This window comes from Methylosinus trichosporium OB3b (assembly GCF_002752655.1).
Taxonomy (GTDB): domain Bacteria; phylum Pseudomonadota; class Alphaproteobacteria; order Rhizobiales; family Beijerinckiaceae; genus Methylosinus; species Methylosinus trichosporium.
Genome location: NZ_CP023737.1, coordinates 701,260 through 722,056 on the forward strand (window position 1 = coordinate 701,260; position 20,797 = coordinate 722,056).

Here is a 20,797-nt window from a genome sequence, read left to right on the forward strand (position 1 = left end):
GCCGACGCCACAAAATAGCCTTCGCGAAATGGTGAACGCGCGTCGCGGCTCGTTTACCATCGCAGGGACGAATCGCCGGAGCATTCCGAACGGAACGCGCTCCAGCGAAGAATGCGAGAGTGGAGGAGTGTCGGGTGACGCGTGCGGCGATCGAGCTCGTTCCCGAATCGGGGGTCATCCGCCGCGACGGCCGCTTCGAAGCGCAATCCGACGAGCCCTGGCTGCGGATCGAGGCCGAATTCCCCCGCAGCCCCTTCGTCGAGATCGTGTTCCGCGCGAGCCTCGTCGACGACCCCGTGCGCCCGGTCCTGCGCTTTTCCACGCCTTCCGGCGCGATCGAGCGAATTCTTCCCGGGCCGGTGGCGGGCGCCGGCGTCTGGCGCGGCGCGCTGCCGAAGGGAACGCACGCCGTCTCCATCTCGCCGACGACCCGCACAGGGCCATTCGCCTTCGAGATCGAGACGATTCGCGCCGTGTCGCTCGGCGAGATGCTGGCCCGCGTCTGGCGGCGCAAGCCGGGCAAGCTCTGGTCCTTCTTCCTGCCGACCCTGTTCGGCTATGCGGCCGAAGCGGAGAACGCGCTCGACTGGGCGACCAATTCCGAGCCGGTCGAGCAATTCGAGGCCTTTCTGGCGCGCCGCGAGCGCGCCTTCGAGCCGGCGGCGATCGATGCGCCGCGCTGCGACTGGAGCCGCGGCCCGGTCTTCGCAATATTCGTTCTCGCCGAAGGCCACACGCCGGAGGAGTTGACGCGCACGCTCGACTCGATCGCCGCGCAGCTCTACCCGCGCCTGCGGCTCGTCGCCGTGACGCGAGAGGCAAAGACGCTCGCCCTCCCCGCAGACGCCGATTTCGTCTGCCGCCTGCGCGCGGGCGACACGCTCGCGCCCCATGCGCTCGCCTGCCTCGCCGAGGCCGCCGCGCGCGCGCCGCAGGCGCGGCTGTTCTATGTGGATGAGATCATCCGCACGCCCGAGGGTCGACGGCCGAGCTTCAAGCCGGGCTGGAGTCCGGAGTTCGAACGCGCCCGGCCCTGGCTCGGCCGCGGCCTCTTCGTCGCCGCGGCGTCGCTCGCCGCGCGCGAATGGCCCAACGAGGATGCGCTCGCCGAGGCGATGCGCGGCGCCGCGCTCGGGCTCGAGCCGCGGCAGGTCGTCCAGCTGCGTCGCTGGCTGCTGACCCACGACGCCGAGGGAGCGAGCCCGAAGGCTTCTGAGCCACGCCCGGACCGCGAGCCTTCAGGCTCGCTCGTCACGCCGACGCCCTCGGCCTCGATCATTCTGCTGACGCGCGATCGACCGGAACTGCTCGGCCCCTGTCTCGACAGCGTGCTGAGCCTCTCCACCCACCCCGATTTCGAGCTCGTCGTCGTCGACAATGGCAGCCGTCGCGCCGATACGCTGGCGATTTTGGCGAAGGCCGAGCAGGACGCGCGCGTGCGCGTGCTGAAACGGCCCGGACCTTTCGATTTCGCCGCCTTCAACAATGAGGCGGCGGCGCAGACGAAGGGCGAGGTCCTGGTCTTCCTCAACAATGACACCATCGTGCTCTCGCCCGATTGGCTCGAGCAGCTGACGCGCCCCGCCCTCGCGCCGGCGACGGGCGCGGTGGGCGCCTTGCTCACCTTCCCGGATGGCCGCGTGCAGCATGCCGGCGTGGTGATCGGCATCGGGCAGGACGCGGGCCATTTCGGCGCGCTGGTCGCGCCCGAGGCGCCCTGCTGGCTCGACCGCACCCGCCATCCCCACGAGACGACGGCGGTGACCGCCGCCTGCATGGCGGTGGAGCGCCGCAAGTTCGAGGCGGTCGGCGGCTTCGACGCCGCCAATCTGCCGATCGAGTTCAACGACGCCGATCTCTGCCTGCGTCTCGCCGAGCGCGGCTGGACCAATCTCTATGTCCCCGCGGCGTGTCTCATTCACCTCGAATCCGCCTCGCGCGGCTCGGCGATGTTCCGGCCGATGAGCGTCTATGCGCGCTCACGCGAGTATTTCCGCGCGCGCTGGCGCAAGGTCATTCGCGACGATCCCTTCCATCACCCCGGCCTGTCGCTCTATGCGCGGCATGTCGCGCTCTGGTGACGCAGATGCAGCGGCCGATCGTCTATGACGCGACCCATCTCGTCTCGCGCGGGCGCGCCATCGGCGCGGCCGGCATCGGCGGCGTCGATCTCTCCTACGCCCGCCATTTCGCCGCGCATGAGCGCTTCGCCTGCGGCGTGCATTACGGCTATCCGCGGCCACATGTTTTCTCGCGCGAGCGTGTCGCGGCTCTGCTCGCCGAGATCGCTCCGGCCGAAGACGCCGAAGATGGCTGGCCGGCGCTGCGGGAGTGGCTCCTCGGGAATGAGGAGACGCCGATCGCGCCGAGAGCGGCCGCGCGAGGCTCGCGATTCGGCGATCTGTGGCGACAGACGCGCCGGCGTCTCGCCAATGACGAGCCGCATGTCGTTCCACCGTCGGCGATCTATCTCAACATCGCCCAGCACGCCTGCGAGTTCCCGCTGCTGTTCGACTGGCTGGCGCGGCGGCCCGATGTGCGGTCCGTGTTCTTCGTCCACGATCTGCTGCCGCTCGATCGTCCGGAATTCTTCCGTCCCGGCTATGAGCGCCTGTTTCGCCGGCGGCTCGACACGATCCTGCGCCACGCTTGCGCGCTGATCACGACGACCCATGTCGTCGCCGAACGGCTGCGCCGCGAGTTCTCGGCGCGCGACACTCGGCCTCCGCCCATTCACGTGCAGCCTCTCGCCTCCTCGCTCGGGCTCGCGGACGCCGCCGACGATCACGACGATGCGCTCGCCGAAAGCGCCTATTGCGTCGCCGTGTCGACGCTGGAGCCGCGCAAGAATCACCTGCTGCTGCTCAATGTCTGGCGCGCGCTCGCCGCTTCTGGCGCACCCTGCCCCAAGCTCGCGCTGGTCGGCGGCCAGGGCTGGGAGAATGAGCAGACGCTCGACATGCTGCGCCGCTGCGACGCGCTGCGACGCCATGTCCGCCACGTCCATGGGCTGTCCCCGCAGAGCCTGCGCCGCCTCGTCGCCAACGCCGACGCACTCTTGATGCCGAGCTTCGCCGAAGGCTATGGCCTGCCGGTCGTCGAGGCGCTGTCGCTGCACACGCCCGCGATCGTCTCCGACATCCCGGTTTTTCGCGAGGTCGCGCAGGGGCGCGCCGTGTATCTGTCGCCGATCGACGGCAAGGGCTGGAAGGAGGCGATTCTCGCCGTCGCCGATCGACGCGGGCCGCGCCGTCTCGCCGCGGTCGCGGCGGCGCGCACTTTCGTCCCGCCGCGAGCAGCGAGCTATTTCGCCGGCATAGAGGCGTTTCTGGACAGCCTCTGATTCTACTGTGTCACAACAAGCACGCGATCATCCGAGGAGCGTCATTGCGAGGAGCGAAGCGACGAAGCTATCCAGAGCCGCCACGAAATATCGGAAGATGCCGCTCGACGGCTCTGGATTGCTTCGTTTCGCTCGCAATGACGAGCCACATTTTCGTTGGGATGCGTCAAAAACAGTAGAACCACGGGTCTGCTTCTTCGAATTTGATGGGCTTTGAAGAGCGAGCCCGAAGGCTCGCGATCCAGGCGCCACCAAACGAAAAAGCCCGGCCGCAAGGGCCGGGCCTCGAAAGTCGTTCGCGACGAGGGCTCAGTATTTCGCCATGAGCGGCGCCGATGGCTCGCACAAGTCGAAATGATAGTTGAGGCCCATGCGCGCGACATGTCCGTCGAAGCGCGTCTTCACCACCGGCGTGCTCGCATAGAGACCGGCGAAGGACAGGGCAGACCCCTGATAGGTCACGCTGCCGAGGTCGTAATAGAGATATTCGAGCTTCACGCTCCACTTCGGCGCGAGCAGCCACTCGAGACCGCCGCCAGCGGTCCAGCCGACGCGCAGATCCGAATAGCCGCCGAAAGAGCCGAAGGACGGAGCGAAAGGCAGATTGGCCTGGCCGATCGTGACCGTCGAGCCGACCTCGCCGTAAGCGAGACCGCCCGTGGCGTAGAGCAGCAAGGTCGGAGCGGCGAGGAAGCCGACCCGGCCGCGCATCGTGCCGAGATAGTCGAGACGCTTGGTGGTTGTCGTATCGGAGGCGACGACTCCGAGGAAGCCGGCCGGGATGCCGAGGCCGGAGTTCTTCGCCGTGCTGCGCGAGCCGGCGACGCCTTGGATATCGGCTTCGAGGCCGAGCACGAAGGAAGGCGAGGCCTGGAAATTATAGCCGATCTGGCCGCCGCCGAGGAAGCGGGCGTCATCGGACGGATAGCTTCCGGTCGCCAGCGCCGCGGAGGTCGCGAGATTCGGGCCGAGGCCTGGGACGGCGAAGCCGGGAATGGCGTTGGTCTTGGTCGCGTCGCCGCCGAAGGTCGCGCCGGCGTTGATGCCGACATAGAAGCCGTTCCACAGCGGCGGCGGAGGCGGCGGAGGAGCCATGGGCAGTCCGCGCGACGGCAGATCGGCCGCAACGGCGGAGCCGACGGTCAAGGCGGCGGCAAATGCGGCGGCGGGAAGGAGTGAGGTCTTCATAAAGATCGCCCTTTCGACAAGAATCGACGCGCGCGCCGCCGCGTCTCAGCGCAGAGCGTCGATTCGGATTACGCATAATCAGGAAAAGCGCCGCCGACTCGCTACATTGCACGCCGCGCTCACAGGACGAGCTTTACAATATCAGGGTAAATTGCAGGTTAAGGCGCTGCGGCGACGTCGATGAACGCCGATTCGACGCGCGTCGAAACGCAAAAAGCCCGGCCTCTCGGCCGGGCTTTTTTTGGATCGATCCTCGATAATCCTTGTCGAACGCCTCGACGTCGGATCAGAACTTCGCAACCACCGGCGCCGGGGGCGTGAACAGGTTGAAGTGATAGTTCACGCCGGCGCGGACCACATGGCCCTTGAAGCTGCTGGAGACGGTCGTCGCGCCGACATTGACGCCCTGGAAGGCGAGCGTGTTGGAGGCGCTGGCCCGGCCGAGGTCGTAATAGAGATATTCGGCCTTCGCGCTCCACTGCGGCATGAACAGCCATTCGACGCCGCCGCCGGCGGTCCAGCCCACTCGCGTGTCGGAGAAGCCGACAGTCGCCGAGCCGGTCGCGCCGTTGAGCCCCGTCTGCGTGACGGTGGCGTTCAGATTGGCCTGGCCATAGGCGACGCCGCCCGTGCCATACAGCAGCAGCGTCGGCGAGATGAGATAGCCGGCCCGGCCGCGCACCGTGCCGAGATAGTCTAGCTGCTTGGAGGCCGTGATCGCGGAGCTGACCGGCGTGACGAAATTGCCGACCGTCGCCGAGCTGTTGCTGCCGCCGACGCCCTGGATGTCGGCCTCGACGCCCACGACGAAGGTCTGGCCGAACTGATAATTATAGCCGATCTGGCCGCCGCCGATGAAGCCGTCGTTGCTGGTCGCGAGCGCGCCGCTGCCGCTGGCGCCGACCGCCCAGATATTGGCCGGGGAATTGACGAGAACATTGCCGCGCTCGTCCCATGTGTAGCCTGCGTTGAGGCCCACGTAGAACCCGCTCCAGAGCGGCGGCGGCGGCGGAGGGGGCAGCATCGGCGCCATCTTCTTCGACGGAAGGTCGGCGGCGAGCGCCGAGCCGGCCGCGGTCAGCGCGAGCATTGCAGCAGTCAGAAAAATTCTCATGACAAGGCCTCATTCGATCCGCCGCCCGAGCCCTTACGGGATCGGAAAGATTTCATCGCTCCCGCATCAAGGAAGCGCCATATTTCGCAAAAGACGTACGGAGAATTACCAGACGCGTCAACAGCCCCTCGCCCGGCCCAAACGCTCCGCAGGCACTTTGCCGGCCACTGTGTCAAATCTGCAACAGGGGGCCGATCGACCCCGCCCCGTGACTTTCACGCGGCGAAATGGCAATAGTCTCCCCCGCCGGCGACGCCGGAGCTCGCAGCGGAACGCCGCTCGGGCCTCCATGAAGACGCAGAATCACTCGCGGGAGCGCGGGATCCTGCCGAGCGATCGGAGCCTCTTTCCATGTCGATCTTCGAATCGGTCCGCAAATCGCTCGTCCCGGTTCATCCCGAAGGCTATATTTTCATTGCCGCCTTCGCCATCGCCGCGCTGCTGCTGCATTGGATCTCGGCCACGCTCGGCTGGATCGGCTTCATCGCCACCGGCTGGTGCGTCTATTTCTTCCGCGACCCGCAGCGCCTGACGCCGCTGCGCGAGGGGCTCGTGGTCGCGCCGGCGGATGGCGTCGTCTGCTCCATCGGCTTCTTCCTGCCGCCGCCCGAGCTCGGCCTCGGTGCCGAGCCGCTGCAGCGCGTCTCCATCTTCATGAGCGTTTTCGACGTGCATGTGAATCGCGCGCCGATCACCGGCCGCGTCGTGAAAGTCGCATATAAGCCGGGCATCTTCCTCAACGCCGATCTCGACAAGGCGAGCGAGGACAATGAGCGCAACGGCATCATCATCGAGGCGCCGTCGGGCCGCTATGGCGTCGTGCAGATCGCCGGGCTCGTCGCGCGCCGCATCGTCTGCTTCGTGCAGGAGGGCGAGCCGATCGGCGTCGGCGATCGTTTCGGCCTCATCCGTTTCGGCTCGCGCGTCGACGTCTATATGCCGGTGACCGTGAAGCCGCGCGTCGCCGTCGGCTCGCGCGCCATCGCCGGCGAGACAATTCTCGCCGACGTGACCTCCACCGCCGCGCCGATGAGCTTCAAGGCCGGCTGAACCAGCGGACGACCGATGAACGCGTCTCTAGGCGACAGGCCCGACGACCGAAACGAACTCACGCCCTCCGAGCGGCGGCGTCTGCGCTTTCGCGCGATACCTCTTCGCATCGTTCTGCCCAATCTCGTCACGCTGCTGGCGCTGTCGATGGGCCTCACCGCCATTCGCTATGCGACCGAGGGCAAGTTCGACACCGCCGTGACCGCTGTGATCGCCGCCGCCGTGCTCGACGGTCTCGACGGCCGCCTCGCGCGCGCGCTGAAGGGAACGTCGCGCTTCGGCGCCGAGCTCGATTCGCTCGCCGATTTCGTTGATTTCGGCGTCGCCCCGGCGCTGCTGCTGTGGCTGTGGTCGCTGCATGAGATCAAGGGGCTCGGCTGGTTCGCGGCGCTCGCCTTCGCCATCGCCTGCGCTTTGCGCCTCGCACGCTTCAATGTGACGGTGGATCAGCCCGGCCGCCCGGTCTGGCATTCGGACTTTTTCGTCGGCATGCCGGCGCCGGCCGGCGCCGTCACCGTGCTGCTGCCCCTCTATCTGCATCTCTCGGTCGCCGAGCTGCCCGGCTCGAAGCCCTTCGTCGCCTTCTACATCGTCTATGTGCTGGCCATCGCTTTGCTGATGGCGAGCCGCATCCCTCATTTCTCGGGCAAGCGCATCGGCCGCATTCCGCGCGATTCGGTGATCCTGGTCCTGTTCGGCGTCGGCGTCTCGGCGCTGCTGCTCGCCATCTACCCGATGGAGAGCCTGATCCTCGCGAGCCTCGCCTATCTCGCCGCCATTCCCTTCGGCGTGAAGCGCTACAACGAGCTGGCGAAGGCGGAGGCGGAGAAGACGGCGAGCGCATGATGCGCGCCGCCACCGAGAGTCAGCGCCGCTGATTCTTCTCCGCGATGTCGAGGATGCGTCGCTGCTGGCGGCTGCGCGCCGCGTCGATCAGCATCTGCCCCGCCCAGCGATAGACATTGCGCTCGCGCACGCGCTGGCGCATCAGCCGCATGCGCTCGCGCTGCTCATTGGCGGGAATGCGCAGCGCCATGCCGATCGCCTCGGCCATCTCCTGGATGTTGTATGGATTGACGATCAGCGCCTCGGCCATCTCGCGCGAGGCGCCGGTGAAGCTCGACAGCACCAGCACGCCCTGCTCGTCGTCGCGCGAGGCGACGAACTCCTTGGCGACGAGATTCATCCCGTCATGCAGGCTGCTGACGATGCAGAGATCCGCCGCGCGAAATAAACCGAACACTTCCGCCGGCTCGTGATGGCGGATGACGAGCCGGATCGGCCGGTAGGACTCGTCGCCGTGGCGGGCGTTGATCTCGCGCGCCAGTTCTTGCGCCTCGCTCTGCAGCCGGCTGTAGGTCGGCAAGCGGCTGCGCGTCGGCGCTGCGGCCTGCACGAAGACGAAACGCCCTTTCAGCGAGGGATCGAGCGTCAGCAGCAGATCCACCGCCTTCATGCGGTCGAGAATGCCCTTGGTGTAATCGAAACGCTCGATGCCGACCGCGAGCATCACATCGCTCGCGAGCCCGAGGGAGCGGCGCGTCTGCAACCGGCACTCCTCGACGCTCGGCTGCGCCGCGAGCGCCTTCGGCGGCCAGTCGATCGAGATCGGATAGGCGCGCACGAAGGTCTCATGGCCTCCGAGAGTCACCGTCCCATGCTCGCGGTCGATGCGGCTCTCGACGAAGCGATCGACCGTCTCGAAGAAGTTGTTGCAGTGAAAGCGCGTGTGAAAACCGAGAATCGTGCAGCCGAGCAGACCCTCGATGATGCGCTCCTTCCACGGACAAATGCCGAAGGTCTCGGCGTTGGGCCAGGGAATGTGCCAGAAAGCGATGATGGTCGCCTTGGGCAGCCGCTCGCGGATCATGCGTGGGGCGAGCGCGAAATGATAATCCTGCACCAGCACGATCGGATCATCGGTCTGCGCCTCGCGCGCCACCGCTTCGGCGAAGCGCTCGTTGATCTTCTCATAGGCGCGCCAATCCGCCTCGCGGAACACCGGCCGCACGAAAGCGATATGGCAGAGCGGCCACAGCCCTTCGTTGGCGAGGCCGTAATAATAGCCGTCCTGCTCCTCCTCGCTGATCCAGATGCGGCGCAGCGAATAGGCCGGCGCCTCGGGCGGCACGGCGATGCGGTCGCGCTCGTCGACGGTCTCGCGATCGGCGTCGCCGCTGCCATGCGCGATCCATGTGCCGCCGCAGGCGCGGATCACCGGCTCCAGCGCCGAGACCAGCCCGCTCGCCGGCGTCTGCACGACGACGCCGCCATCGGAACGATTGTGGATGTAAGGCTCGCGATTGGAGACGATCAGCACCTCGGCGCCGGGCAAAGCCTCGCGCAGGAGATTTTGCAGCGTCGCCGGCGACCATTCGATCTGCCCGGTCTCGATCGGCACGCGGCCGACCTCGGCCTCGCGCAGCAGCTTTACAATCTCCTTGTCGAGGGCCGAGCGCTCGCGCCGGCTCGACAGAGCCGGGCCGCCGAACCGCGCTTCCTCGACGGCGAGGCGCAGCGCGCCCATCCATCCGCGCAGCAGAAACGCCGCGAAGACAGCCGAGACGCCCATGATCGTCAAGGCGACGCCGGCGAGCGCCGCGACGAAGAAGGTCTGCGCCTCGCCCGATCGCGCGTCGATGAAGCTGAGATCGTGAAGAACGATCAGATAGGCCTTGTGCGCGCGGTCGACGATCGGAAAGGCGCCGACCAGCACGCGCCGTCCGTCGCTCGAGATATTCGAGAAGCTCTCCGCCTCCGAGCGCGCGACCTTCTCGCAGGAAAAGGTGCGCGGCATCAGCCGCGTCGGCTCGATGAGACCGCCCTTCTCGTCGCAGAGGCCGACGGCGAGGATGCGATCGTCCTGCGCGACGCCCTCGAAGATCGAGCCGAGCCGCTCCCAGGCGTCATCCGCCATGGCGCGCACGACGGAGCCTTGGATCGAATTATAGACGAGACGCGAGCGCTGCTCCACGTCATGGCGCGACCATTGCTCGATCAGCGAATGCGCGAAGGGAACAATAGCGAGCGTCAAGCCGACGATCACGGCGAGGCTGAGGGCGCCATATCTCAGCGCCTCCTTCATTTGCGATGACAGCAGCTTTCCCTCCGGGCGCCCGGCGACGAGCATTGCGGCGGCGCGCCTCATCGCCCACGATCCCCGCAAGCGGCGCGAAGATCGGCGGCGAGCGTCGCGATCCAGCGACGAACCTGCGCGGGCCCGGCGAAGGCCGAACGCTCGGGAGCGAAATATTCGCCGGCGACCGCGAGCGCGGCGCCGCCACATCTCTCGACCAGCGCGCAGGCCTCCTCGTCCGACGCGTCGTCGCCGATGAAAATGGGCCGACGGCCGGCGAAGGGGAAGAAGGAGGAGAGACTCTCGACCGCGCGCGCCTTGGAAGCGAGCGCCGGAGTCAGCTCATACACGCAGCGGCCTGCGATCAGCCGCAGCTCGGCGCCGGAGCGCGCGACAATGTCGCGCATCGCCGCCGCGAGCGTCTCCGCCGCATGCGGCGCCGCGCGATAATGCACTGCGAGCGCCGATCGCTTGCGCTCGACCGTCACGCCCGCGAATGTCCCGGCCGCGGACTCGACCGCGGCGACGACGTCGGGATCGATCGTCGCGGCGAGCGTCGCGCTGTCGCCATCGGCGAGACGCAGCGTGGAGCCGTGCTCGGCGGCGGCGTCGAAGCGCAGCGGATGGAGAAAGCCATCGATGTCGTCGAGTGTGCGGCCCGAGACGATCGCCAGCGCGCCGGCGAGACTGTCGCGCAGACGATCGAGATCGCTCGCGAGCCCCGGCTCGACGCGAACCGCATCGGGACGCTCGGCGATGTCGAGCAGAGTTCCGTCGAGATCGAGGAACAAGGCATAGGCATGAGGCGCGCACATGATCCGCTCCGCGACTTCGGCCGCGGCCGCTTGCAAATTGGCGCGCTGCGCTGGGATATTCATCTTGCCCCCCGTGATCTCGATCAGCCCTCGACAGCTGAGCGCCCGCCCCGCGGACCAGCCGCGTCGAGAGTCTTCAACGTTCAAATGCGCTTTCGGCTCGAACGGATGGGTTCGAGCGACACAATCGATTTCAAGCATCGGATACCGGCATAGGGCGAAAAAGCGACGAGAATGCGCCCTCGGCCGCGGACCGCCAGCTCCGGCTGCGGCCATGTGGCGCTTGCCTTGCGCGCGAGGCGCCGACATAGTGCGGCCATGACGCGGCCCGAGCCCGCATAGGGCTCGGGAAAAAGCGGAAAAAACAAAGGGAGCGGACGAGGGGGCGCTTCGATCGGCGCCGGTTTCGTTCTAGAACGTCTGTTCGAGAGGGAGAGGCTGCGCCTCGTCACACGGCGCCGCCGACAAAGCGCATGTTCATCAAAATACTCGGAGCGGGCGCCGGCGGCGGCTTTCCGCAGTGGAACTGCAATTGCGCCAATTGCCGCGCCGTGCGCGAAGGCAAGCCCGGCTTCTCGCCGCGCACGCAATCCTCGCTCGCGGTCAGCGCCGACGGCGTCACTTTCGCGCTGCTCAACGCCTCGCCGGATTTGCGCCAGCAGATCGCGCAATCACCGCAGCTCTCGCCCGGACCGGGCGACGGATTGCGCGCGAGCCCGATCAAATCCGTGGTTCTGACCAATGGCGACGTCGATCATGTCGCGGGGCTGCTCAATCTGCGCGAGGCGCAGGCCTTCTCGATCTATTCGTCGGGACGCATTCTGAACGTGCTCGCGGGCAATCGCATCTTCGACATTCTCGTTCCCGAATTGGTGACGCGCGTCGAATTCCCCTTCGACGAAGCGGTTCCGCTGCAGGGCGCCGGCGTCGATCTCGGCCTCGCCGTACGCGCGTTTCCCGTGCATGGAAAAATCGCGCTCTGGCTCGAGGACAAGAGCGCCGCCGATCTCGGCACGAGGATCGGCGACACGCTCGGCGTCGAGATCATCGAGACGGCGACAGGCAAGAGCTGCTTTTATATTCCCGGCTGCGCCGAGATCGACGACGCGCTGAAGGCCAGGTTGAAAGGCGCGAGCCTCGTCTTCTTCGACGGCACTTTGTTCCACGAGAACGAGATGATCGAGCAGGGTCTGCTCGGCAAGACCGGCTCGCGCATGGGCCATGTGAACATGAGCGGCGAGAACGGCTCGATGGCGGCCTTCGAGAATCTCGATGTCGCGCGCAAAATCTATGTGCACATCAACAACTCCAATCCGACGCTCGACGCTTCGTCGAAGGAGCGCAGAATCGTGAACGCCGCCGGATGGGAGATCGGCGAGGACGGCATGGAGGTCACGCTATGAACGAGTTCTCGACCGCCGAATGGCATGACGCGCCGCCTCTGTCGAAGGAGGCGTTCGAGGCGGCGATCCGCGCCGTCGGCGAGGAGCGCTATCACGACAAGCATCCGTTCCATAAGATGCTGCACGGCGGCAAGCTGAACAAGGGCCAGGTGCAGGCCTGGGCGCTCAACCGCTATTGCTATCAGGAGGCGGTGCCGCGCAAGGACGCCGCCTTCATGAGCCGCGTGCATGATCGCGAGCTGCGCCGCGAATGGATTCACCGCATCCATGATCACGACGGCCTCGGCGAGGAAGGCGGCGGCATCGAGCGCTGGCTGGTGCTGACGGACGGGCTCGGCCTCTCGCGCGATTATGTGACCTCGCGCAAGGGCGCGCTGCCGGCGACCAAATTCGCGGTCGAGGCCTATGTGCGCTTCGTCGTCGAGCAGCCGCTGGTCATTGCGGTCGCGTCCTCGCTGACGGAGCTGTTCGCGCCGGCCATTCACCGCGAGCGCATCGCCGGAATGCTGGAGAATTATGATTTCGTCGACGAGAGCGTGATGGCCTATTTCAAGCGTCGGCTGGCGCAGGCCCCTCGCGATTCCGATTTCGCATTGTCATATATCAAGGCGCACGCCTATACGCGGGCCGAGCAGGAGGCCTGCGTCGACGCCGTACGCTTCAAATGCAATGTGCTGTGGGCGCAGCTCGACGCGCTGCATCAGGCCTATGTGACCGGCCTCGTCCCGCCGGGGGCGTTCACGCCGGAGAGTTGAGGAAGCCGAAGCAATGAGCGACGCGCGTTTCGTGGTGACGCCCGAGTGTAGGCCGGCCTTCACGCGCTATTCGCGCCTGCACGAGGATATCGTGCGGCGGCGCAAGGTCGTCCTCGCGCCCGAGCGCGCCTATGAGCTCGACGCCATCGGCGTCGCCGTGCTGTCGCTGCTCGACGGCATCGCCAGCGTCGCCGAGATTTCCCAGCGTCTCGCCGCGGCCTATGCGGCGCCGGTCGAGGTGATAGAGCGCGATGTGATCGCCATGCTGCAGGGCCTCGCCGATAAGCGGTTACTGCGCGACGGCCCCGATGCTTTCGCGCCCCCTGCCCTCTCCGACACGGCGCGCTCCTATGCGCCCTTCGAACGCGGCCCCGCAGGCCTGCTCGCCGAGCTCACGCATCGCTGCCCGCTGCAATGCCCCTATTGCTCCAATCCGCTCGAGCTCGAGCGCTCGAATGCGGAGCTGACCGCGGCGCAATGGGGCGAGACATTTCGTCAAGCCGCCTCCATCGGCGCGCTGCAATTGCATCTCTCGGGCGGCGAGCCGACCATTCGTCGCGACCTCGAAGAGATTCTCGGCTATGCGGTCGAGGCCGGGCTCTATTCCAATCTCGTGACCTCCGCCGTTCTGCTGACCCGCGAGCGGCTGCAGCGTCTCGCCGAGATCGGGCTCGATCATGTGCAAGTGTCGGTGCAGGATGTCGTGGCCGAAAGCTCCGATCGCATTTCCGCGTTCGAAGGCGGGGTCGAGAAGAAGCGCGACGTCGCGCGCTGGGCGCGCGAATTCGGCCTCGGCCTCACCATCAATGCGCCGATCCATCGGCAGAACATCGATCATCTGCCGCAGATCATCGACTTCGCCGTCGAGGTGGGCGCGCAGCGGCTCGAGGTGGCGCATATTCAATATTACGCCTGGGCGGCGCTGAACCGCGCGGCGTTGATTCCGACTCGTGAGAAGTTTTTGGAGACGGTGGGAATCGTCGACGAAGCGAAGAAGCGCCTGCAGGGCGTCTTGAATTTCGATTTCGTGATCCACGATCACTACGCCTCGCGTCCAAAACCCTGCACGGGCGGCTGGGGACGCAGCATCATGGTGGTGACGCCTTCGGGCAAGGCGCTGCCCTGCCATGCGGCGCAGACGATTCCAGGACTCGTTTTCGACAATGTGCGCGAGCGCCCGCTCGCCGACATTTGGCGCAATGGCGCGGCGTTCGAGGCCTTCCGCGGCGAGGAATGGATGAAGGAGCCGTGCCGCAGCTGCGAGCGGCGCGAGATCGACCATGGCGGCTGCCGCTGCCAGGCGCTCGCCATCACCGGCGACGCGACGGCGACCGATCCGGCCTGCCATCTCTCCGACCATCACGCGCAATTCACGGCGCTGGGCGAAGACGATTCGCGCCTGCCCGCTCCGCCTTTCGTCTATCGCCGGCTCGGCGGCGCCGAACGGCGGGAGCCAGCGCTGGCCGACGAGCCGGCCTGAACCGCGCGCTCTCTCGGGCCCCTCACCTCTCCTTGCAAGCGGGGAGAGCAAGCTGCCGGCGCCGTCGATCCATTATAGCGCTATAGGATATCCCGCCGTCGCGAGCGAAGCGATCCGGTCGTCGCCCCATGACGGATGGATTGCTTCGCTTCGCTCGCATAGGCCTGCTGCGACCGCGCCGCTCACGGGATGACGCCGGTCGCCCGGCCGATGTCGCCGACGGCGCCGGTAACAGAATTCACCGCCCTTTCGACGATATTGGGCTGCTCCGCCGGGGCGGGCGGAGCAGGTGGAGGAGCCGGCGGCGGCTCGACCGCCGCGGCGGCGGCCGGCGCCGCCGCGGGAGGCTGCGCCGCCGGCGGCGCAGCGCTGTGTTCGTCCACCTTGTGTTTGGCGGGCTTCGCCGGCTTGGCCGCGCGCGGATGATCGGGATCGCCCGGATTCGCGGCCGCGGGATTCGTCGCCGCAGGCTTGACGGCGGCAGGCTTGGCGGCGGGCTTCGCCTTTGCGGCCGGCGGCGGCTTGTGAGCGGGCGCGGGAGCCACGGCCTTGGGCGCCTCCACGGGCGGCGGGGCGGCCTGAACCGGCGCGACGACCGGCGCGGGTTCTTCGACCGCTTCGGCGGGCGAGGCCATCGACGGCGGCGGGGCCGCAGGCGCGGCCTCGGCCTCGCTCGGCGCAGCCGGCGATCCCAGTTCCGTATCGGCCGCAGCGGGAGCGGCGTCGGTCGGCGCCGTGACCGGGAGGTCGACGGGCGGCTCGACCGCGGCGGCGTCGCCGAGGGGATCGGCCGCGTCGCGACGCTCGGCGGCGACGCCTTCCGAGGGAGCCTCGGTCTCGACGACGGCGGCGTCTCCGGCGTCATCCGACTCGCGCAGCACTAGCATGGTGGTGGCGACGGCTCCGGCCGCCAGGACGAGGAAAGCGGCGACGAGATAAACGAGACGGCGCGCGCCGCCTCCGCGCGCGGCGGCGGCGCGCGGCGCCGCCTTGGTCGCGAGCGGCTCCTTCTGCGGCGGAAGCGGCGCGGCCTTGGGCCGGCGCGGCGGCGCCTCGCGCGGGGGCGTGGAGACGGAGGGCGCGGGGCGCTCCGGCTTGGATTCGGCGACAGGAGCGACCGGAGGCGCGTCGCCATTCGGCGCGGAGCCCGAGTGGCGCAGCATCTTCTTCAACTCCTCGAACTCGTCCAAGAGCTTCTTTTCGCTGGGCGCGTTCATGGTTGCTACCTCCGGTTCGCGTTCGAAAGGCCGACGACGTTATCGAAAGCCGTTCCGATATAGACCGACGACGACGCGTCGGAACATCCGATAAACAACGGTCGGGACGCAAATTCCCGCACGCGGACGGAGACTCCTCCGGACGCGCTATCACAAAATCGAGAAATGTGGCCGTTCTTTGCCGCCGCCTGCCTCGCGCCGCCGTCAGACCAGCTCCTCTTTCAACTGCAACGTGCCTTCGACGCCGATCGCATCGAAATGCTCGTCGAGGAATTGACGTCCGGCCTTTCTCCCGATCTCGAACAGGGAGAGCAGAAAATCATAATCGGCGTCGAGCTTGGTGTCGGCGCCGTAACGCATCAGATCCGCACCGCCTTCGACGAGATGCAGCAGCACCTTCTTGTAATGCGTGCCCTTCAGGCGACCGGCGTCGATCAACCGCGCGACGAAGTCGATGGCGCGAAATTCGTGCAGCAGCGACGCGTTGAAGGTGATCTCGTTGAGGCGGTCCATGATGTCGCCCGAGCGGCGCGGCACTTCGTCCCGCTCGATCGGATTGATCTGCACCAGAATAATGTCGCGGCACGGCGTCTCGGTGTAGAGCGGGAACAACGCCGGATTGCCCATATAGCCGCCGTCCCAATAGGCCTCGTCGCCCACCTGCACCGCCTTGAACAAGGTCGGCAGGCAGGCCGAAGCCATCAGCATGTCGATGGTGAGCTCGGGGCGACGAAAGATGCGCACCTTGCCGGTGCGCACATTGGTCGCCGAGATGAACAGCTTCAGATCGTCGGTCGCGCGCAGCGCGTCGAAATCGACGAGCCGCGCGATGACGTCGCGCAGCGGATTTATATCGAGCGGGTTGAACTCGTATGGAGAGAAATAAGCGGCAGCGCTCTGCGTCAGCTTTCCGCGCAGCTTGAAGGGATCGATGAAGCCGAACACGATATCGGCGAGATCGCGCTGCGCTTGGCTCATGTCGCCGTCGATGCTGATCGTGCGCCAGAACTCGGCGAGCTGCGCGCGGGCCCGCTCCGGCCCGCCCTCCCGCAAGCCGTCGGCATAGACGACGGCGTTCATCGCGCCGGCGCTGGCGCCGCTGATTCCCATCACCTCGAGTCGCCCATCCTCGAGAAAGGAATCGAGCACGCCCCAGGTGAAGGCGCCATGCGCGCCGCCACCCTGCAGCGCGAGCGTGACCTTCTTGCGCATCACGCCGCCGTCCAGCCGCCGTCGATGGAAATATTGGAGCCGGTGATCTGCGCGGCGCTGTCCGAGCACAGGAACAGCACGAGCGCCGCGACCTGCTCGACCGTCACGAATTCTTTGGTCGGCTGCGCCTGCAACAGCACATCGTTGATCACCTGATCGCGCGTCAGATTGCGCGCCTTCATCGTATCGGGGATCTGCCGCTCGACCAGCGGCGTCCACACATAGCCGGGCGAGATGCAATTGGCGGTGACGCCGAAGGTCGCGAGCTCCAGCGCCACCACCTTGTTGAGGCCGGCGAGCCCGTGCTTGGCGGCGACATAGGCCGCCTTGAAGGGCGAGGCGACCAGCGAATGCGCCGAGGCCATATTGACGATGCGGCCCCAGCGCCGCGCCTTCATGCCCGGCGTCGCGGCGCGAATCGTATGGAAGGAGGCGGAAAGATTGATCGCCAGAATCTGATTCCACTTCTCGATCGGGAATTCCTCGATCGGCGAGACGAATTGAACGCCGGCGTTGTTGACGAGAATATCGACCGAACCGAGAGTCGCCTCCGCCTTGGCGATCATCGCGGCGATCTCGTCGGGCTGCGACATGTCGGCGGCGTCATAGATCGCGGTGACGCCGAACTCCTCGGCGATTCCCGCCCGCTCCTTCTCGATCCCGGCCGGATCGCCGAAACCGTTGATGACGACATTGGCTCCCTCTTTGGCGAGCGCGCGGGCGCAGGCGAGGCCTATGCCGCTGGTCGAGCCGGTGACGACGGCGTTGCGTTTGGCGAGAGACATGAACGCTCCTTGATGACGTGCCGGCACGCAATCTAGAGCGGTTTCCTATCGAACGGAACCATTCGATCGATCCGAAGCCTCGAAGAGCGAGCCTGAAGGCTCGCGGGTCCAAACCCGGCCCCGGGACCGCGAGCCTTCAGGCCCGCTCTTTTCTCACTGGCTCGCCCACAGGATGCGCGCCATCCAGCTCACCTCCTCCTTCGGCAGCACGCGGTCCGGGAAGGCGGGATTCAAGGATTTGAGCTCGACGGTCTTGGCGGTCTGGCGCTTCAGCTCCTTGGCGAGAATCTCGCCGGCGATGGTCTTCACCACCACACGGTCGCCGCGCCGCACCGGCGCCGAGGGCGAGACGATGACGATATCGCCGTCGCGATAGAGCGGAGCCATCGAATCGCCTGAGATTTCCAGCGCGTAGGAATGCTCGTCGGTGTCGGCGAGCACATCGATCTCTTCCCAGCCGGCGCCGATGGCGAAGCCGGCGTCGTCGAAGAAGCCGCCGACCCCGGCCTGGGCGAGGCCGATCAACGGCCGCGCGCTGCGACTCGGCCGCGCGCCCTTGGAGGAGACGAGGGTCATGAACTCATCGAGTCCTGCGCCCGTGGCCTGCAGCACCTTGGCGATTGATTCGGTCGAAGGCCAGCGCAAATGGCCGTCGGCCGTCTGCCGCTTGGAGCGGTTGAAGGTGGTGGGATCGAGCCCGGCCTTGCGCGCGAGGCCGGACGGCGTAAGGCCATAGCGCTCGCCGAGCGCGTCGAGCGCCGCCCAGATCTGCGCATGGGTCAGGATTTCTGCCATTGGCGGACCTCGTTCCTAGAGCTAGGAATAGAACAGTCGAGCGGCCTCCGCAATTCGAGTTTTGCCGCCGCGACGAGGCGCCGCGGCGCAAGCTCGATCTTCGCGCCGGCGCATGCTATCGTCGGGCGCATGTGAGCCGTCCCCATCCGAAACCGCATCGACGCCCGCTCGCGGGCGACTGTTTCGTCATGGGGATTGGCATGTCCGAGCACGACTCGACCCGACCGCATTCGTCCGAATATTTCGGCGAGGAGCGGAATTTTTTCTGGAACGCAGACTTTCTCGACCTGATGGCCGCGCGTCTTGCGCTCAGCCGCGTCCGCCGGGCCGCCGACATCGGCTGCGGCGTCGGCCATTGGAGCGCTTTGCTGCTGCCGCGTCTCGCGCACGGGGCCACGCTCGTCGGAGTGGACAGCGAGCCTCGCCACATCGCCGGCTATCTCGAACGCTTCGAAGCCCTCGGCGCCGCCGAGCGCGTGACAGCGGTGACGGCGGATGCGCGCCGCCTTCCCTTGCCAGATGGCGCATTCGATCTTTGCGCCTGCCAGACTCTGCTCTTGCATCTGCCCGACCCGGAGGCGGCGCTCGCCGAGATGATCCGCGTCACCGCGCCGGGCGGCCTCGTGCTCTGCGCCGAGCCGAACAATCTCGTCGCGCGCCTTCCGTTCGGCGGCGGGATGCACAGCGATTCGCCGGAACGGCTCGTCCTGCTGGCGGAGTTCGCCTTTCGGCAAGTCCTCGGCCGCGCCCGACTCGGCAAAGGCGCGGAATATGTGGGCGAGATGCTGCCGGGGCTCTTCGCCCGCCTCGGCCTCGAAGAGGTGAAAGTCTGGCTCTCGGACAAGGCTCATCCGAGCGTCCCGCCATTTTCGAGCCCGGGCGAGATCGCCCACGCCGCGGCATGGGAGCGCTGGCGAAACGAGGGCGTCGGCCCTTACGACCGCGAGGAAACGCGCGCGAATGTGCTGGCCGGCGGCGGGTCGGAGACCTTCTTCGACGCCGCATGGGGCGCGTTTCTGGACGAAACTCCGCCGGCCGACGCCAGCGCCGCCGGCGGCGTCCTGCTCTATGTCGTCGCCGGACGAAAACGAGAATGACGCACTCACCGGCGCCGCGGCTCATCCCGCGGCGTCACCGCACCGCCCGCGCATGGCGAGCCGGCTGTGTCTGCGCCCATAGGAAAAATAGAGGAGGAGCCCGAGCCCCATCCACAAGCCGAAGCGCTCCCAGGCGATCAGCGGAAGCTTCGACAGCAGCCATAGCGAGAAGCCGACGCCGACGAGCGGCGTCGCCGGCGAGAAGGGTGTGCGGAAGCTGCGCGGAACCTCCGGCCGCGTGTGGCGCATGACGATCACCGACAGACAGATCACCACAAAGGCCGACAGCGTGCCGATATTGACGAGCTCGGCCACCTCGCGAATCGGAAACAGGCCGGCGACGACCGCCGTCAGCGCGCCGATGACCAGCGTCGGACGATGCGGCGTGTGGTAGCGCGGATGCGCCTGCGAGAACCACGCCGGCAGCAGGCCGTCGCGGCTCATGGCGAAGCAGATGCGCGCGCAGCCGAGCAGGAAGGCGAGCATCACACTGATGATGCCGGCGACCGCCGCGATGGAGACGAGCAGCGTCGTCCAGCGCATGCCGAGAGCGGCGAAGGCGGAGGCGACAGGCGCTGGATTGTTCAGCGTGTCATAGCGGGCGATGCCGGTGAGCACGAAGGACATGGCGATATAGAGCGTCAAGGCGACGGCCAGCGACAGCAGCACCGCGCGCGGCAGCTGGCGCTGCGGGTCTTCCGCCTCCTCCGCCGCGGTGGTCAGCGTGTCATAGCCGAACACGGCGAAGAACACGACCGCCGCGCCCTCGACGACGCCGCCGAAGCCGAAGGGCATGAAGGGCGTCCAATTCTCCACCCGCACATGCGGCAGGCCCGCCGCCACCACCAGCACGACCGCGGCGATCTTGATCAGCACCATCACGGCGTTGAAGCGCGCGCCCCATTCTATGCGCTGCACCAAAAGCAACGCGACGCCGAGCGCGCCGAGAATGGCGGCGAGATCGATGATGTGGCCCTCGCCCGTTCCCGCCGCGCCCGAGGCCCAGAGCGGCAGAGCGAGGCCGAGCTGGCCGAGCAGCGCCTGCAGATAGCCGGACCAGCCGATCGAGACGACAGCGACGACGAGGGCGTATTCGAGCAGCAAATCCCAGCCGATGATCCAGGCGGCGAGCTCGCCGAGCACCGCATAGGCGTAAGTATAGGCGCTGCCGGCGGCGGGAATCATGCCGGCGAATTCGGCGTAGCAGAGCGCCGCCGCCGCGCTGGCGACTCCGGCGATGACGAAGGAGAGCGAAACCGCCGGCCCCGCCTGCGTCGCCGCCACGACGCCCGTCAGCACGAAAATGCCGACGCCGATCAGCCCGCCGAGGCCGATCGCCGTGAGCTGCCACAGGCCCAGCACGCGGCGCAGCCCGCTCTTGGCCCCGCTCTCATCGAAGAGCGTCTCGATCGGCTTCACCCGCGTCAGCGCGCGCCAGCCGATGTCTCGTCGGATCATGCGATTCCC

At 67.1% G+C, this 20,797-nt stretch carries 17 protein-coding genes; 8 read left to right on the top strand and 9 right to left on the bottom strand.

Annotated features, from left to right (window positions below; genetic code table 11):
* Positions 1-134 precede the first annotated feature (134 nt).
* Both CQW49_RS03315 and CQW49_RS03320 read left to right on the top strand, forming a co-directional pair.
* The gene (locus CQW49_RS03315) at positions 135-2,081 is read left to right on the top strand and encodes a glycosyltransferase family 2 protein (RefSeq protein WP_003610956.1); all 1,947 of its coding nucleotides are present in this window, start codon (positions 135-137) and stop codon (positions 2,079-2,081) included.
* Positions 2,082-2,086: 5 nt separating this feature from the next.
* On the top strand, positions 2,087-3,343 hold the full coding sequence (locus CQW49_RS03320; protein ID WP_003610955.1) for a glycosyltransferase: 1,257 nt from the start codon (positions 2,087-2,089) through the stop codon (positions 3,341-3,343).
* A 309-nt stretch (positions 3,344-3,652) separates the two neighbouring features.
* Here the strand turns inward: CQW49_RS03320 and CQW49_RS03325 are convergent, their stop codons facing one another.
* Both CQW49_RS03325 and CQW49_RS03330 read right to left on the bottom strand, forming a co-directional pair.
* A complete protein-coding gene (locus tag CQW49_RS03325; protein ID WP_003610954.1) occupies positions 3,653-4,531 on the bottom strand; it encodes an outer membrane protein in 879 nt (292 codons plus the stop codon).
* A 286-nt stretch (positions 4,532-4,817) separates the two neighbouring features.
* Positions 4,818-5,645, bottom strand: coding sequence for an outer membrane protein (locus tag CQW49_RS03330; protein ID WP_003610953.1), 828 nt, complete (start codon positions 5,643-5,645; stop codon positions 4,818-4,820).
* Positions 5,646-5,996: 351 nt separating this feature from the next.
* On the opposite strand from CQW49_RS03330, the gene CQW49_RS03335 reads away from it, so the two are divergent.
* Positions 5,997-6,695, top strand: coding sequence for a phosphatidylserine decarboxylase (locus tag CQW49_RS03335; protein WP_003610952.1), 699 nt, complete (start codon positions 5,997-5,999; stop codon positions 6,693-6,695).
* A 15-nt stretch (positions 6,696-6,710) separates the two neighbouring features.
* On the top strand, positions 6,711-7,541 hold the full coding sequence (gene pssA, locus CQW49_RS03340) for a CDP-diacylglycerol--serine O-phosphatidyltransferase (protein ID WP_003610951.1): 831 nt from the start codon (positions 6,711-6,713) through the stop codon (positions 7,539-7,541).
* A gap of 19 nt (positions 7,542-7,560) precedes the next feature.
* Here the strand turns inward: pssA and CQW49_RS03345 are convergent, their stop codons facing one another.
* Together CQW49_RS03345 and otsB are read right to left on the bottom strand one after the other, a co-directional pair.
* Entirely contained in the window at positions 7,561-9,825 is a 2,265-nt protein-coding gene (locus tag CQW49_RS03345) for an alpha,alpha-trehalose-phosphate synthase (UDP-forming) (protein ID WP_003610949.1), read from the bottom strand.
* Between the two features lie 14 nt (positions 9,826-9,839).
* On the bottom strand, positions 9,840-10,586 hold the full coding sequence (gene otsB / locus CQW49_RS03350) for a trehalose-phosphatase (protein WP_040567723.1): 747 nt from the start codon (positions 10,584-10,586) through the stop codon (positions 9,840-9,842).
* Positions 10,587-11,059: 473 nt separating this feature from the next.
* On the opposite strand from otsB, the gene pqqB reads away from it, so the two are divergent.
* From pqqB to pqqE, 3 genes are read left to right on the top strand one after another with little or no spacing between them, the layout of a single operon-like run.
* Positions 11,060-11,989: a pyrroloquinoline quinone biosynthesis protein PqqB gene (gene pqqB / locus CQW49_RS03355; protein ID WP_003610947.1), complete on the top strand. Its 930-nt coding sequence runs from the start codon at positions 11,060-11,062 to the stop codon at positions 11,987-11,989.
* The gene (pqqC, locus tag CQW49_RS03360) at positions 11,986-12,744 is read left to right on the top strand and encodes a pyrroloquinoline-quinone synthase PqqC (protein ID WP_003610946.1); all 759 of its coding nucleotides are present in this window, start codon (positions 11,986-11,988) and stop codon (positions 12,742-12,744) included. Before pqqB ends, pqqC begins: the two co-directional genes overlap by 4 nt.
* Before the next feature lie 13 nt (positions 12,745-12,757).
* Positions 12,758-14,224: a pyrroloquinoline quinone biosynthesis protein PqqE gene (gene pqqE, locus CQW49_RS03365; RefSeq protein ID WP_003610945.1), complete on the top strand. Its 1,467-nt coding sequence runs from the start codon at positions 12,758-12,760 to the stop codon at positions 14,222-14,224.
* A gap of 182 nt (positions 14,225-14,406) precedes the next feature.
* On the opposite strand, the gene CQW49_RS24310 is transcribed toward pqqE, so the two are convergent.
* The 4 genes from CQW49_RS24310 to CQW49_RS03390 all read right to left on the bottom strand — a co-directional run bounded on the left by CQW49_RS24310 (position 14,407) and on the right by CQW49_RS03390 (position 18,233).
* Entirely contained in the window at positions 14,407-15,441 is a 1,035-nt protein-coding gene (locus CQW49_RS24310; RefSeq protein ID WP_024750026.1) for a hypothetical protein, read from the bottom strand.
* Positions 15,442-15,645: 204 nt separating this feature from the next.
* Entirely contained in the window at positions 15,646-16,653 is a 1,008-nt protein-coding gene (locus CQW49_RS03380) for a patatin-like phospholipase family protein (RefSeq protein ID WP_003612249.1), read from the bottom strand.
* On the bottom strand, positions 16,653-17,438 hold the full coding sequence (locus tag CQW49_RS03385; RefSeq protein ID WP_003612248.1) for a 3-hydroxybutyrate dehydrogenase: 786 nt from the start codon (positions 17,436-17,438) through the stop codon (positions 16,653-16,655). Before CQW49_RS03385 ends, CQW49_RS03380 begins: the two co-directional genes overlap by 1 nt.
* Positions 17,439-17,591: 153 nt before the next feature.
* Positions 17,592-18,233 carry a S24 family peptidase gene (locus tag CQW49_RS03390; RefSeq protein ID WP_003612247.1) on the bottom strand — a complete coding sequence of 214 codons (642 nt, stop codon included), beginning with the start codon at positions 18,231-18,233 and terminating at the stop codon, positions 17,592-17,594.
* Between the two features lie 200 nt (positions 18,234-18,433).
* On the opposite strand from CQW49_RS03390, the gene CQW49_RS03395 reads away from it, so the two are divergent.
* The gene (locus tag CQW49_RS03395) at positions 18,434-19,330 is read left to right on the top strand and encodes a class I SAM-dependent methyltransferase (protein WP_003612246.1); all 897 of its coding nucleotides are present in this window, start codon (positions 18,434-18,436) and stop codon (positions 19,328-19,330) included.
* Positions 19,331-19,351: 21 nt separating this feature from the next.
* Here CQW49_RS03395 and CQW49_RS03400 read toward each other — a convergent pair whose 3' ends face one another.
* Complete coding sequence (locus CQW49_RS03400) at positions 19,352-20,788, bottom strand: amino acid permease (RefSeq protein WP_051418940.1); 1,437 nt, start codon at positions 20,786-20,788, stop codon at positions 19,352-19,354.
* Positions 20,789-20,797 lie beyond the last annotated feature (9 nt).